The organism is Vibrio sp. 1069 (assembly GCF_033340555.1).
In genome coordinates this window covers 92,983-105,731 of record NZ_JAWOWP010000017.1, presented here as the reverse complement: position 1 = coordinate 105,731, position 12,749 = coordinate 92,983, and the positions used below count along the sequence as shown (strand labels likewise).

Annotated in this window: 10 protein-coding genes and 1 other annotated feature; of the genes, 5 read left to right on the top strand and 5 right to left on the bottom strand. The window is 43.9% G+C overall.

Annotated features, from left to right (window positions below):
- Window positions 1–565 precede the first annotated feature (565 nt).
- From clpB to rluD, 3 genes are all read right to left on the bottom strand, one after another.
- A complete protein-coding gene (gene clpB, locus R7040_RS20520) occupies window positions 566–3,139 on the bottom strand; it encodes an ATP-dependent chaperone ClpB (protein WP_005381873.1) in 2,574 nt (857 codons plus the stop codon).
- 144 nt (window positions 3,140–3,283) lie between these two features.
- Window positions 3,284–4,012, bottom strand: coding sequence for a peptidoglycan editing factor PgeF (gene pgeF / locus R7040_RS20515; protein WP_318096949.1), 729 nt, complete (start codon window positions 4,010–4,012; stop codon window positions 3,284–3,286).
- A gap of 1 nt (window position 4,013) precedes the next feature.
- Window positions 4,014–4,991, bottom strand: coding sequence for a 23S rRNA pseudouridine(1911/1915/1917) synthase RluD (gene rluD, locus R7040_RS20510; protein ID WP_005381875.1), 978 nt, complete (start codon window positions 4,989–4,991; stop codon window positions 4,014–4,016).
- Between the two features lie 136 nt (window positions 4,992–5,127).
- Here rluD and bamD point away from each other — a divergent pair, with 136 nt between their 5' ends.
- The 5 genes from bamD to yjjX all read left to right on the top strand — a co-directional run bounded on the left by bamD (window position 5,128) and on the right by yjjX (window position 10,117).
- On the top strand, window positions 5,128–5,856 hold the full coding sequence (gene bamD, locus R7040_RS20505) for an outer membrane protein assembly factor BamD (protein WP_005381876.1): 729 nt from the start codon (window positions 5,128–5,130) through the stop codon (window positions 5,854–5,856).
- Between the two features lie 148 nt (window positions 5,857–6,004).
- A complete protein-coding gene (locus R7040_RS20500) occupies window positions 6,005–7,486 on the top strand; it encodes a lytic transglycosylase F (protein WP_311764764.1) in 1,482 nt (493 codons plus the stop codon).
- Between the two features lie 325 nt (window positions 7,487–7,811).
- Complete coding sequence (gene hpf, locus R7040_RS20495) at window positions 7,812–8,138, top strand: ribosome hibernation-promoting factor, HPF/YfiA family (protein WP_005381889.1); 327 nt, start codon at window positions 7,812–7,814, stop codon at window positions 8,136–8,138.
- 108 nt (window positions 8,139–8,246) lie between these two features.
- Window positions 8,247–8,368 (top strand) — a sequence feature (Phe leader region).
- A gap of 12 nt (window positions 8,369–8,380) precedes the next feature.
- A complete protein-coding gene (gene pheA / locus R7040_RS20490) occupies window positions 8,381–9,559 on the top strand; it encodes a prephenate dehydratase (RefSeq protein WP_017636154.1) in 1,179 nt (392 codons plus the stop codon).
- A gap of 24 nt (window positions 9,560–9,583) precedes the next feature.
- On the top strand, window positions 9,584–10,117 hold the full coding sequence (gene yjjX / locus R7040_RS20485) for an inosine/xanthosine triphosphatase (RefSeq protein ID WP_005381891.1): 534 nt from the start codon (window positions 9,584–9,586) through the stop codon (window positions 10,115–10,117).
- Window positions 10,118–10,227: 110 nt separating this feature from the next.
- Here the strand turns inward: yjjX and trpR are convergent, their stop codons facing one another.
- Both trpR and sltY read right to left on the bottom strand, forming a co-directional pair.
- Window positions 10,228–10,536 (bottom strand): trp operon repressor, encoded by a 309-nt coding sequence (trpR, locus tag R7040_RS20480; protein ID WP_005381892.1) that lies wholly within the window; start codon window positions 10,534–10,536, stop codon window positions 10,228–10,230.
- A 13-nt stretch (window positions 10,537–10,549) separates the two neighbouring features.
- Window positions 10,550–12,496 (bottom strand): murein transglycosylase, encoded by a 1,947-nt coding sequence (gene sltY, locus R7040_RS20475; RefSeq protein WP_031777190.1) that lies wholly within the window; start codon window positions 12,494–12,496, stop codon window positions 10,550–10,552.
- Window positions 12,497–12,749 lie beyond the last annotated feature (253 nt).

Below are 12,749 nucleotides of genomic sequence, written 5' to 3'. Positions count from 1 at the left end.
GCCGCCAGCGTTCAATCTGAGCCATGATCAAACTCTTCAATTTAAGATTTTGTTCGGCTCAATGAATACTGAACATTCCTTTCGCTAATAAATAGCAGAAGTAATGTTTGAATTGACTGTGCTGAATCTTTCGATTCAATGGTCACTTCGTATCATTGAAACCTAATTTTAAGCCTAAGCTTCTAATTGGATTATCATCAACGAGTGCCCACACAGATTGATAGGTCTATATTTTTAAAGAGCACACTTCGAAGTTCTCTTCAAAGTGGACGGCTATTTTAGCTAGATAACTTATCGTGTCAAACACTTTTTTAAGTTATTTATCTGCGAGTTAATTTTAACTCACTAACCGTAGTTGTTTAGGTTCCGCTTCACTTGCTTTCCCGTGACAACGGAGGCGAATTATAGGGAGTTCATTAAAGAACACAAGTGCATTTTTTAAAAAAACTCACCTTTTTAGTTTATTCGTATAGAAAACAGACAAAAGACTCTAAAAAACTATAGAAAAGGGGCCAAACGGCCCCTTTAGTGTGATTTTTATCTCAATTTTACTGTATCCATACAATTATTGATGAGCACAAATTTGGTCATTAGTAACAATTAGCTGCACTGTCTTGTCTGGAACGATTTCACCAGACAGAATTGATTTGGCTAACGGATTCTCGACATTCTGCTGAATTGCACGTTTTAAAGGACGCGCACCATACACAGGATCGAAACCAACTTGAGCGATCAAATCGAGCGCTTTGTCGGAAACTTCTAGTTGATAGCCTTTCTCCTCTAGTCGTTTCGCCAAACGTTCCAATTGAATAGAAGCAATGGACTTAATGTGTTCTTGACCAAGTGGATGGAACACCACGATTTCGTCAACACGGTTCAAGAACTCTGGGCGGAAGTGTTTGCTAACCACATCCATCACTTCACTCTTGATACCTTGATAGTCTAATGTTGCGAAATTCTCTTGGATACGAGATGAACCCAAGTTAGATGTCATGATCACAACCGTATTACGGAAGTCAACAGTACGACCTTGACCATCCGTTAAACGCCCATCATCGAGAACTTGCAGCAGAATGTTAAATACATCCGGATGCGCTTTCTCTACTTCGTCTAACAAAATTACCGAATACGGCTTGCGACGAACCGCTTCCGTTAAGTAACCACCCTCTTCATATCCGACATAGCCTGGAGGCGCACCCACCAATCTTGCCACTGAGTGTTTCTCCATGAACTCAGACATATCGATACGGACCATCGCATCTTCGCTGTCGAACATAAAGCTCGCAAGTGTCTTACAAAGCTCTGTTTTACCCACACCAGTTGGACCTAAGAATAAGAAGGAGCCAATTGGTCGGTTTGGATCAGAAAGCCCAGCTCGACTACGACGAATGGCATTCGATACAACAGAGACCGCTTCGCTTTGCCCTACCACACGATTATGCAGCACGTCTTCCATACGAAGTAGTTTCTCTTTTTCCGCTTCTAGCATCTTGGATACCGGAATGCCGGTTTGCTTAGAAAGTACTTCTGCAATCTCGTTGTCGGTTACTTTATTACGCAATAGCGTCATTTCCTGCATTTCAGCTTGGGTTGCAAGATCTAACTGCTTCTCAAGTTCAGGAATACGACCATATTGAAGCTCCGACATACGGTTTAGATCGCCAGCACGGCGAGCAAACTCCATGTCCATACGAGCTTGTTCAAGCTCAGACTTAATATGTTGAGTGCCAGAAAGAGCTGCTTTTTCTGTATTCCAAACCTCTTCTAGCTCAGCATACTCTCGCTCTTTTTCATTGAGTTCTTCATTAAGCGCTTTCAAACGCTTTTCACTCGCTTCATCGTGCTCGTTACTTAGTGCTTGTTGCTCAATTTTGAGTTGGATAATTTTACGCTCAAGCTTATCCAAGGACTCTGGCTTAGAGTCAATTTGTAAACGAATGCTTGAAGCCGCTTCGTCGATTAAGTCGATCGCTTTATCCGGCAACTGACGGTCGGAGACATAGCGATGTGACAAGCTCGCCGCAGCAACAATCGCTGGGTCAGTAATTTCGACGTGATGATGAAGCTCATAACGCTCCTTCAAGCCACGTAAAATCGCCACGGTATCCTCAACGGTCGGCTCATCCACCAGCACTTTTTGGAAACGACGTTCTAATGCTGCATCTTTTTCGATGTACTGACGATATTCATCCAATGTTGTTGCGCCAACACAGTGCAGCTCACCACGAGCTAATGCCGGTTTTAGCATGTTGCCCGCATCCATTGAGCCTTCACCTTTACCAGCGCCGACCATAGTGTGTAGCTCATCAATGAAGAGGATGACGTTGCCTTCTTCTTTAGCAAGTTCATTCAATACTGATTTTAAACGCTCTTCAAATTCACCACGGTATTTAGCACCAGCAACCAGTGCGCCCATATCCAGTGATAGCACACGGCGACCACGCAGACCTTCAGGTACTTCATTGTTAACTATGCGCTGCGCTAAGCCTTCAACAATTGCTGTCTTACCTACGCCTGGTTCACCGATAATCACTGGGTTGTTTTTAGTACGACGCTGCAATACTTGGATAGTACGACGGATTTCATCATCACGACCGATAACAGGATCTAATTTACCTTGCTCTGCACGCTCGGTAAGGTCTATGGTGAACTTTTCCAATGCTTGGCGAAGCTCTTCTGCATTCGGGTCATTGACCTTTTGACCACCTCTGATCTTTTCGATTGCCTGGCTGACTTTTTGCTCTGTTAAACCGATCTCTTTGAGTAATTGCCCCAATGGTCCGCGGTCTTCTAAAGCGGCAAGCAGGAAGACTTCAGACGAGATATAGGAGTCTTGACGCTTTTGCGCCACTTTGTCACACAGGTTAAACAATGTGCCCATCGAGCTAGAGAGCTGAACATCCCCACCGATGCCACTGACTTTTGGTAATCGATCTAACATTTCACTCAATTTAGAGCGTAAATGCGTTACGTCCACATCCAGCATAGTAAGCAATGGACGAATTGGACTGCCATTTTGATCAAGCAAAGCCACCATGAGGTGAACTGGCTCGATATATTGATGATCGCGCCCTAACGCTAGTGATTGAGCATCAGAGATAGCGATTTGAAACTTACTTGTGAATCGATCAAGACGCATATCTACCTTCCTAACCTCAACTAAAGGAAATTCTTTTGACAGTTAGAAAGATGGATACTCGGGTGGGGAATTTCAAGGGAGTGAATGAATAAAGATAGCTTTGCAAAAATAGTAGTATGCATCTTAGCACTTTGGTGCTTATAGCTAGTCTTCGATCCAAATAAAGGTTGCTTGTCGACCAGTCTTACCATCACGGCGATAAGAGTAAAAAGAGGCTTTATCTTGGTAAGTACAAAGTCCAGAATCAAACACTTGTGTCACACCAGCCCGGTTTAGACGTTGCGTTGCCAGCACCGACATGTCAGCAAACCATTTACCGCCGATATCGCGTGGAGCAAATGCTTGATTCGCCTGTGAATCAAAATCAACAAAAGCTTGCAGAACATCTTCACCCACTTCGAAGGCTTGAGGGCCAATGGCGGGGCCAAGCCACGCTATCACTTCACCAGAAAACAACGCTAACGCATTTTCGACAATGCCATTTGCTAAGCCGCGCCAACCTGCGTGAACAGCGGCTACTTGCGTACCTTGTGTATTAGTCAATAATACAGGTAAACAATCGGCGGTCATCGCTGAACAAACAACATGGCTTGAAGAAGTAAATACACCATCCGCATCAAGCACCTGTGTTGTTGGTTCATTTGCTTGAGCCACAACGGTTGAATGCGTTTGGTTTAACCAGATTGGCGCATTTGGCATGCTTGCCTGTTGCGCCAACCAAGCTCGGTTCTTCTCTACTAAAGACAAATCATCCCCAACGTGAGTACCTAAATTTAGCCCTTGGTAAGGGCCTGTCGAAAATCCGCCTATGCGTGTTGAGGCGAAAGCTTTGACATTTTTAGGCGCTGGCCAGTTCGGAATGATCGTCTTCATATTAGAATTCTTCCGGTAAGCCGTGCTCTTCTGTATCTTGACGAAGCGCTTCAGTCATCACAACCATGTCATCAGGCACTGGAGCATGAAACTCAAGAACTTCGCCCGTAATTGGGTGCTCAAAGCGCAGCATTACTGCGTGCAATGCTTGGCGATCGAAGCCCCGGATCATTGCCGTTAGCTCTTCAGACGCACCTGTCGGGATGCGAGCACGTCCACCATATGCAATATCACCGAGCAGCGGATGCTGAAGATAAGACATGTGCACACGAATCTGGTGCGTACGACCCGTTTCTAGACGCAAACGAATACGCGTGTGTTCGCGGAAGCGTTCAGCAACACGGTAGTGCGTTACTGCTGGTTTGCCCATTGGTGCCACCGCCATAAGCGTGCGCTTAGTAGAGTGACGACCAATAGGTTGATCCACTTTACCGCCCGCAGTCATACGACCAATAGCGATCGCTTCGTACTCACGAGTAATATTACGTTTTTGCAGTGCGCGAACCAGACGAGTTTGTGCAGGAACGGTTTTCGCCACCACCATCAAACCCGTTGTGTCTTTATCCAAACGGTGCACGATACCTGCACGAGGTACTTCTGCAATATCAGGGTAATGATGCAACAACGCATTAAGCACAGTGCCATCAGGCGTACCAGCGCCCGGATGAACCACAAAGTCACGAGGTTTGTTGATAACGATAATATCTTCATCTTCATAGACGATATCTAGCGGGATATCTTGCGCTTCCCAGCGTTCTTCATCTTCTAACTCGGCTTGCAATGTAATTTCCTCGCCACCCATTACTTTGGTACGAGGTTTAGTGACAACTTCACCATCAACTTGAACTTTCCCATCAAGCAGCCACTCTTTTAGGCGCGAGCGAGAGAAGTCCGCGAATAATTCGGCGATAGCTTGGTCTAAACGTTGACCTAACTGGCTATCTTTTACGGTATTTGTTAATACAATCTGCTGAGCCATATCGAACTTTTTTAAAAACTGTGAGACTAATGCTCACGACTGTGAAAAAATAGACTATTACGTCATTGTATCTGTTACTGGAAAGAAAGTAACGGCAGCTTAAGAAATATTTAGATTCAAGGAACAGACTCCTGATATGAAACGTCAGACTTTAACAGGCCTTTTAGCGGTATCCCTTCTGTTTGGATGTGCAAGCAAAGAAGAAATCGTTCCTGATGTGCCGCCTTCGGAACTGTATGCAGACGCACAGATTTCTCTTCAAAGTGGTAATTGGCTTTCTGCAATTGAGAAACTGGAAGCATTAGACTCACGTTACCCATTCGGTGCCTACTCTGAACAGGTGCAGCTTGACCTAATCTATGCGTACTACAAAAACGACGACCTTGCTTTGGGCTTGGCAACCATTTCTCGCTTTATGCGTTTAAACCCAACCCATGAAAAGATGGATTGGGTGCTGTACATGCGAGGTCTAAGCCACATGGCGCAAGATCGTAACTTTATGCATGATTTATTCAGCGTAGATCGAAGCGATCGCGATCCTGAACCGGTAAAAAAAGCGTTTGATGACTTCAAAAAACTACTTCAACGTTACCCGAATAGCCCATATGCAGAAGATTCACAAAAACGTATGGTCGCGCTGAAAAACCGTCTAGCGAACTATGATTTAGCGACTGCTGACTTCTACCTTCGCCGTGAAGCTTGGGTCGCTGCTATTAATCGCAGCCAAGAGCTACAAAAAGCGTATCCAGACACAGAAGCTGCACGTAAGTCACTGACTATCCAGCTAGAGGCCTACAAGCAACTTGGTTTGGAAGACGCCGTAGCAAGAACTGAAAAGCTTATAGAGCTCAACCCTGTGAAGTAATTGAACTTGCTTTAAACTGAACCGCCACCGTTTTTACCGTGGCGGTTTTTTATTACTCTCAATAGTGTATTCAGCCCTTTCTTGATGATCTTCCTAGCTCCACATATGCTTAAAGTTCTCCTCCCCCCTTTATAAAAAGGATGTGAACGTGACGATATCTAAGCTTTGCGCAGTTATGCTGCTCCTATTGTCTGCTTCCGTTTGCGCACTGCAAATCTCGCCGCTCAAACAGCCTCCTTATACTGGGGACCTCGACGTCATCAAGGAGAAGAATGTACTGCGCGTCTTAGTTTCTGCTGATTTAGGCTTTTACTACATTGAGGGCGGCACACCAAAAGGCATAGGCGCGGAATTGCTGGCGCATTTCGAAAAAGACCTTCGTAAACTCAAACCAAAGCTTAACGTACAAATTATTCCTGTTGCCCGCGACCAGCTACTGCCAGCCTTAGAAAACGGTTCAGGTGACTTAGTTGTCGCCAACCTGACTATTACCGACACGCGCAAACAGAAAGTGGAGTTCAGTTCACCCATTCTCACTGACATTCAAGAGTGGGTAGTGACAAACAAAAGCACACCAACGATGACGAAAATCGAACAACTGAGCGGCAAAGAGATTTGGGTGCGCGCCAGCTCTAGCTACTTTGAAAGCATTCAGACACTAAATAAGAAACTAAACAAAAAAGGCTTACCGCCTGTTATCGTGCACTTTATTGAAGAAACACTTCAAGATTATGAGCTGGTCGGAATGCTCAACAATGGTTACGTCAAAGCCATTGTTCTCGATAGCCATAAAGCCAAGCTTTGGCTGAAAGTGATGGATGATATTCGGGTTCACAAAAAAATCCCTATCCGCAAAAATGGCAAAATTGCTTGGGCAATGCGAGAAAATAGTCCCAAATTAAAAGCCGTCGTGAATAAGTTCATCCAGAAGTCTCGCTCTGGGACACTACTCGGTAACGTTATTTACAGTAAATACATCGATAACACGGGATGGTTGAACAGAGCTCTTAACCCTAAGAAAATTGCTCAACTAGAAAAACTCGCAGCGCTATTTTCACGCTATGGTGAGAAATACGATATCGACTATTTACTGATCGCTGCAATCGCTTACAAGGAATCAGGATTTAATAACGACCTAGTTGGAAGCCGAGGTGCCGTTGGCATAATGCAAGTCCTACCCAGCACCGCTCAAGATCCGAATATCAATATCAAAAATGTTCGACAATTAGAAAACAACATTCATGCTGGAGTGAAATACTTAGCTTTTTTGCGTAAGCAGTACTTCAGTGATCCTGATATTACTGCACAAAATAAACTCTACTTTACATTGGCGGCTTACAATGCGGGCCCCGGCAATGTAGAGCGTATTCGTAAGCGTGCAGCCCAACAAGGTTACGATCCTAATGTTTGGTTTAATAACGTGGAAGTCGTTATGCGGAAAAGTTTAAGCTCAACGGTTGGGTACGTCACAAGCATTAATCGCTACTACATAATATACAAACAACTAGAAAGCTTGGACCAAGTCAAAAGTCTAGAAAGGGTTTCACTAGCCCCAAAAGACCCCATTTTCATGATACCGCTACGAAAAGTCAGCCAAATGCCAGACAGTAAAAAGCCGCTTGTACAGTAAGCGGCTTTTTAAATGGATTCATTGGAAAGACTCAGTGATCGTCATCACACCTTACGTGTAGTTAAATTTTAACCACCTCAAATATTAGGCCGTAAAACTTCCCTAAAAACGAGGCCGTTTTCAGCTGAGTACTCTACCCAATCTACGGATTTACTAACCGATAACAAGCAATTTCACGATAAATCTCAGAAGTTCTTGAGTGAGATCACATTCATTTTTCATCATAAAAAACCCGAGCAAAATAATGATCTGAATCACATTTTTTTATGCTTAAAGCGGTAATCTGAACTCAACCCATGAGGGATGCAACAGAGGAAAAACACTTATGACAATGAATATCACTGGCAAAAACATCGAAATCACCTCTGCAATCCGAGCTCATATTGAGAGCAAATTTAAAAAACTGGAGAAATGGCAAGTAGACCTAATTGGTTGCCAAGCAACTTTCAGTGAGGAACCAAACAAACAGAAGAAATTCGAAGCGGTTATCAAAGTTCCTAAAGGCCAGCTCATTGCCTCAGCAACTCACGAAGATCTTTACGCAGCTATCAACGAAGTGGAGCAAAAACTAGAACGACAATTGAACAAGCTGACCCACAAACCTGAAGCTCGACGTGCAAGTAAGCCTGAGCTAGTGGAAGAAGAAGAGTAAACTGAACAGATTGAGGAAATAGCGCCGAAAGGCGCTATTTTTTTGCTTGACGCTCTCCCCAGCCTTGCTTATTGTGTTTAAACACTCATAAATTAAGCACTATTTATGCATTTAACCTCACTGTTTATTTTTGACTTCTTTTTCCTCCCATAGTTGGAGGGGCGAACTCGTTTGTGAAAGAAAAGTCAAAAACAAACAGAAAGCCTCCCAAATCGGGAGGCTTTTTTATAAGGAAAGAATTGATGACTGACCAACCTATTTCCCTCGAAGAAATTCGTTTACGCTTGAATGAGTTGGATGACCAACTTCTCAGCTTGTTGTCTGAGCGCCGTAAACTCAGCATTGAAGTAGCCAAAAGCAAAGTACAAACCTCAAAGCCTGTTCGCGACGCCGTCCGTGAACAGCAATTATTGGTCAAGCTAATTTCTAATGGCCAAGATAAATACGAACTTGACGCGCAGTACATCACCAAGCTTTTCCATACCATCATTGAAGACTCAGTTCTGCTTCAACAAAGTTATCTGCAAAATCTCGTTAACCCACAGCAAAGCCGTAAGCCACTTGCTCGCGTCGCTTTTTTAGGAGCCAAAGGCTCTTATTCGCACTTGGCAAGTCGCGAATACTTCAGTCGTAAAAATACGGAGCTTATCGAGCTCAACTGCGAGCACTTTAAAGAAGTGACTCAAACGGTTGAATCTGGCCATGCTGATTATGGCGTTCTGCCAATCGAAAACACCAGCTCAGGCTCTATTAATGAAGTGTATGACTTACTACAACACACGACGCTTTACATCGTTGGAGAGCTGACTCAACCAATCGAACACTGCTTGGTTGCGAAAAAAGACATTCGTCTGGAAGATATTAAAACGCTGTATTCTCACCCTCAGCCACACCAACAGTGCAGTGAGTTTTTAAGCCGTATGAAAGGGGTAAAGCTGGAGTCCTGCGCGAGCACAGCAGATGCAATGCAGAAAGTCCAAGAGATGGATCGTGATGATGTGGCTGCAATTGGTAATGCATCAAGCGGTAAGCTATATGGCTTGCAAGCAATTCAAGGCAACATCGCAAACCAAACCGAAAACCATACTCGCTTTATCGTGGTTGCTCGTAAACCGGTTGAAGTTTCTACTCAGATTCCAGCAAAAACCACATTGATCATGTCGACCTCCCAAGAGGCAGGTTCATTGGTTGAAACACTATTAGTGCTGCAACGTTACGGCATCAATATGACCAAGCTAGAATCACGCCCAATTATGGGGAACCCGTGGGAGGAGATGTTCTACGTAGACTTGACATCACATCTTGCTTCGACAGAAATGCAACAGGCACTTGAAGAGCTAACAAAAATCACTAAGCACTTGAAAGTATTAGGCTGTTACCCGAGTGAGAACGTAAAGCCTACGCAAGTAAAATTGAGTTAATAGACACCAGTGAGAAAAAAGATCATGGCAACCCAAAAAGTTGTAATCGCATCGCTAAACCCAGCCAAAATTAATGCAGTTCAAAGTGCATTTCGTAATGCATTTCCGCATCAAGAATTCAACTTCGTTGGCATCAGTGTACCGAGTGAGGTTGCAGATCAGCCCATGACGAATGAAGAAACTCATCGTGGTGCGCTAAACCGCGTTAAAAACGCAAAAGTAGAGATGCCAAACGCGGATTACTATGTCGGTCTCGAAGCGGGAATTGAAGCAAACGTGACGTTTGCTTGGATGGTGGTTGAGTCAGAGACTCACCGCGGTGAATCTCGTTCTGCAAGCTTAATGTTGCCGCCAAAAGTCTTGGAAAAACTCAAGGATGCGAATGAATTGGGAGATGTAATGGACGAAGTGTTTGGTACTGATAATATCAAACAGAAAGGTGGCGCTATTAGCCTGCTAACCCAAAACCAGCTAACTCGAAGCTCGGTCTATCACCAAGCCTTGATTCTGGCTTTAATTCCATTCACAAACCCTGAGCACTTTCCTTCAAATTTATAACACTCAGCCTATTCTCTAGATACGCAAAAGGGCGGATATTTCCGCCCTTTGCAATACGTTATCTTAGTCAATTGTAACACCAAGGCCTAAAAGCAAATTGGATATACTGTCTACTTAGATACCGCAACTTGTTCTAACAAGACTTTCAACTTGTCTTTTTCTTCATCAGATTTCGACTTTAGTTCGTTAGAGCCTCGAGTAATGGTGGCAATGCCCACACCAAGCATCTGACTGATCTGACGTTGAGATAATTCTCCTTTAAGAAGTTCGTTAATTATATTAACGCGTGATATTAATGACTCTCTCTCATCACGTGACATCAGCATAGTTAACAGCATGTCATCTTGCTGGGTGCCCATACTTGTTCGAATTAGCTCAATAATCTGTTGCCAGTCTTTGTACTCGGGTTCGTGCGACATCAAGTTACCTCACTCAATACTTGGTATTGATCTCATGTTGATTCAAGAACGCGCCATCGATACCCAAAAGATCACGATAGTATGTTTCAAACATCAAGATGTTTTGCACATAACCGCGCGTCTCTTTAAATGGAATTGCCTCAATAAAGGCATAAGCATCCACTTTTCCTTGGGTACGCTCTCGCCACGTTTTTACTCTGTTAGGACCTGCATTATAAGCAGCAAGAGCAAAAATACGATTATTATCGTAATCCTCTAATAAACCTTGCAAATAATGGCTACCAATTTCGATATTTTTTCCTACATTGTAGAGATCCTGCGTACCTTGATAACTCAACTTATATTTACGTGCCGTGTACTTCGCCGTCGCAGGCATGATCTGCATAAGACCACGAGCGCCAACTGGAGAGCGGGCTTCAACATCTAACGCACTTTCCTGTCGAGCGAGAGACATCATCGTGACGGGATCAATGTTGTGCTTTTTCGCATAAAAGTTAAACCACCAGCGGTGTGCTATTGGGAACCTAAGTTCGATATTATCCCACATCTGCGCTTGAATACTCGCGGTCACCGTTAGGTTATGCCAACGTTTAAATGATGCATAAGCCGCCAACATCGCCTTTTCATCTTTCCCTACGCGGCGCAGTAAGTGTGCCCATTCACTCTTCGCTGCTGCGATTTTATCCGTCGCGATCAACTCTTCGATACGAGCTAACGAGTCTTGATAGGGTTGAACAACTTTCTTATCCAACTTAACCGTATGCGTTGGGTATTTGATTGATTGCCCGATTGCATTGGCGGCAGCCACACTGTAGAAGTTTCGTTGCCCAAGCAGAGTTGCTAAACGCTGTTTCCCCGCGATGTCATCACCTAACGCTATTTCACTTCTTCCAAGCCAATATTGCCAGCGTAGCGTGGCTTGTTCTTCTTTATTTAGAACAGCAATCCACTCTTGTACGCCTTTCCAATCTGCATTTTGAATCGCTAAGCGGATGCGCGTTTCAATCAATGGTAAGTACTGACTGGTTTTCGTTTTATCATCGCGCCATTTAGCTAATGACTCAGACTCCGTACGAGTCAATCGAAATGCAATATAGTCGGCAAGTTCTTGCGCTTTTTCTGGAGAAAACTTCTGTCCTTTAATGACAGCATCGTACGCACCTTGTGCTTGGCTAGTGTTCATGCGAGCCAACTTTTCTAACGCATATTCACTTTGCGCTCGATTAAAATCATTCGCAGGTTTTTTCTTCGCGAATTCCGCAACACTTGAAGGATTATCAAACAACGCTTTCATTTCTTTGGCTTGTTGCTTTGCCTGCGCTGATTTAGGCAGTTTGAGCAAGTAACTCATCAAACCGCCATTACGAGCATCAAACGCCAGTAACATACGCTGTAGAATCAGTTCATCGGTACGCTCACCCGCCTTGTCCCATGCTTCAAATAATGGGTCACACTCATCAGCAATGCTGATGCCACGTAACCACATATGTTCAGCCCCTTTAAACGCCGCGACTTTCTTGCCTTGCTTTAATTGAGCGACGTAGAAAATACATTGGTAACGCTCACCACTAGGAATGACTTTTTGAAACTCAGTAATGGTTTTCCAATCTTTTTGCTTATAAAGATGATTGAGGTATGGAGCGCGAACTCGACGAGAAAATGGAAAAGACTCGTGCTCAGAAATAAACTCGTTCACCTGTTGTGGTGACTTTTCCGGTAACTGTCTAATAAAAGTGCGGTAATCCACATAAGGCGTTAGTGGATAGTCAGAAATTTTAGGACGAATCGAAAGGTATCCGTCGATGTCATTTTTATCTAATAAATCTTGAGCTTGCTCATATACTTCGCGCTGCTTTTCCAAACTCAGCGCGGCATTAGCACTCAAACTCATAGCACACAACGCGGCGGCGCAGCATACGTTTTTAGCCAATTCAGATACGTTGAATCTCATTTGTGTCATTTTCCCCAGACATATACTGCCCTAAAGCCTAGTTTTGTTAGAGTTCATGTGATGTTAAGGCAATTTTCACACATGCATCTATTTACACAGAATGCAGATGTCCATGTAAAGCAACTTAGTGTATTAAAAATTGTACTCGTCAAACTTTTAAGACGATGGAGACAAAGCGTTTCTAACTCGCATAGAAAACACTTCGTCATTCTTAACGAATAACAAAAGTGTATACCCTAACCGTGTAAGTTTCCGGTCAGCT